At 74.9% G+C, this 2,609-nt stretch carries 1 protein-coding gene; it reads right to left on the bottom strand.

Annotated elements, in window-relative coordinates; translation table 11 throughout:
* On the bottom strand, window positions 1-2,526 hold a 2,526-nt coding region (locus tag AB0H87_RS40490), incomplete at its 3' end, for a nitrate- and nitrite sensing domain-containing protein (protein ID WP_360158748.1).
* Window positions 2,527-2,609 lie beyond the last annotated feature (83 nt).

Here is a 2,609-nt window from a genome sequence, read left to right on the forward strand (position 1 = left end):
CGCGGCTACGGCGAGGACGACCGCATCGAGCTGTTCATCAACGAGATCGGCCGCTGGCGGGGTGGCCGGCCGGGTCGGGCGCTCGTTGGCCGGCGGCACGCCCGCCTTCTGGGTCGGTTCGGCCTCACCGGCGCCGCGCGGCTGCGGCACGAACGCGTTCCACGGTTGCCCGTTGGCGAGCATCCGGCTGGCCCGGCTGAGCGCCGCCTCGTCGAAGCCCGGCACGTTGCCGGTCGGCGCGCCGTGCCGGCGGGTGAGCCGTCGGGGGGCCGGGGACTCCGGCTTGCCGTCCTCGGTGGCCTTGGCCGGGCTGGGCGTCGGCGGGTCGGTGCGGCCCGGCACCCGCTGGCGGATCGGCCACTCGGGCGCGGCCGCGGCCGGCGGTGCGGACTCGGCGGTCTCGGGATCCGGTGCCGGCGCTGCCGCCTCCGGAGCGGCCGGCTGGGGATCCGCGGCACCGGCCGGCGCGGGTGCCGGCCCGGCGGCCGGTGCCGCGGATGATCCACCGCGCCCGACGCCGCTGCGGCGGTCGGGCCGGAACGGGTCGTAGACGGGCGCCGCAGAGCCGTCGCCGCCGAGCACCGGCGGGGAGATCGGCCGGTCCTCCAGCGCCGCGGGCAGCTCCGGCGCGCTGCTCACCCGGGCCCGGGCCACCGCCGCGACCGGCGGCGCCTCGCCCTCGGTGACCAGGTCGCGCTCGTGCACCTCGAGCTCCGCGGTGACGCCGCCGCCCGGGGTCGGCGTCAGCGTGACGCGCATGCCGTGCCGGCGGGCCAGCCGGCCGACCACGAAGAGCCCGAGCACCTCGGTCGGCACCAGGTCGAGCCGCTCGCGCCGGGCCAGCCGGGCGTTCTCCTCGGCCATCCGCTCGGGCGACATGCCCAGGCCGTGGTCCACCACGAGGAGCCGGATGCCGGGGTCGCTGACCACGCCGGTGACCGTGACGCGGGTGTGCGGCGGCGAGAACGTGGTCGCGTTCTCCATCAGCTCGGCGAGCACCAGGACGAGGTCACCGATCATCGAGGGCGCGATGCTCACCTCGGTCGGCACCTTGATGTCGACGCGCAGGTAGTCCTCGATCTCACCGAGCGCCAGGCGGATGACGTCGGTGAGCGGCAGCGGCGCGACGTGGCTGTCGGCGCCGGCCGAGCCGGAGAGCACCACCAGGCTGCTCGCGCTGCGCCGCAGCCGGCTGGAGATGTGGTCGAGCCGGTAGAGGTGTTGCAGCCGGCCCGGGTCGGTCTCCTGCCGCTCCAGCCGGTCGATCAGCGCGAGCTGGCGCCCGACCAGGTTCTGCGTGCGGCGGCCGACGTGGCCGAACATCTGCGCGACGTTGCGGCGGCCGGCGACCTGCCGCTCGACCAGCCGGGCGGCGGTGGCCTGGACCCGCTCGAAGGCCCGCGCGAGGTCGCCGACCTCGTCGCGGGCGCGCACGTCGACCGCTTCCAGGCGGACGGGCACCGACGGGTCGAGCTCGCCGTCGGCCACCTTCGTCAGCTCGGCCTCGGCGACCTTGGCGACGCCGTCGGCCGACCGGGTCAGCCGGGTCAGCGGGCGGGCCACGGCCCGAGCCACGGCGATGCTCAACAGCACGACACAGAGCAGCAGGAGTACGCAGGCCAGGCCGACGCCGTACGCCTCGGTCAGGGCCCGCCGTTGCCGCTCGGCGACCTCCACCTTGACGTCGGCGATGATCCGCTTCTCGACGAACCGGCCGAGCGTCATGAGCGACTCGGCCGTCGGGAAGAGCTGCGCCAGCTTGATGTCCTTCAGCGCACCCAGCGGGTCCTCGGCGAACCGGCCGAGGAAGTTGCCGCTGGTGCTGCGCGCGTCGACGCCCTGCTGGACGAGGTCGTACACGCCGTTCTGCTCCGGCGTCGCGTAGGCGCGGAACCGTTCGACGTCCTGCAGGAGGATCGCCATGGTCGTGGTGGACAGGTTGGGCGGCGCGTTCTCGCCCAGGGCGCCGAGCAGCACGATCTGGGTCGCGACGAGGCTGATGCCCTCGTCGGACCGGAGCACGGAGTCCAAGGCCATGATCTGCCGGCCGGCGGGCGTGGTGGTGTCCGCCTTGTTGCGTAGCTGCAGCGAGTTGATCAAGCGGGCGACCTCGCCGCTGAACGTCGCCAGCACCACGTCCGGCCGCGCCTCGCCCGTGAGCACCGAGGAGCGCACGGTGGCCAGCGCCGGCAGCGCGTCGAGTGCCCGCACGAGCTCGCTCGGCAGGCCCGGGGCCGCACGCAGGTCGGCGACGTCGTCGGTGACCTGCGCGCTCTGCAGCAGCAGCCGGCCGCGCTCGACGACCCTGTACTGGTAGCCGATCGAGAGCATCCGCTCCTGCTGGAGGTTCTGGATGAGCGAGCCGACCTGGCCGGCGACGTCGACCGTGCGGGCGGTCTCGTCAGCCCGCTCGGCGATGCTCACGCGGTCGCCGACCACCGGCACCGCCAGGGCGACGATGCCGAGCAGCGGGGCGATGAGCAGCAGCGCGAGCTTCCCGCGAATGCGTAACCTACCGAGCAGCACCGGACCGCTCCCACTGTGACTTGGTGTCCTGCGGCGCGCCCTGGTAGGGCGCGCCGGTAATCGGGGCGACCGTCGGCCAGGTC

This window comes from Asanoa sp. NPDC050611, assembly GCF_040654855.1.
GTDB lineage: Bacteria > Actinomycetota > Actinomycetes > Mycobacteriales > Micromonosporaceae > Asanoa.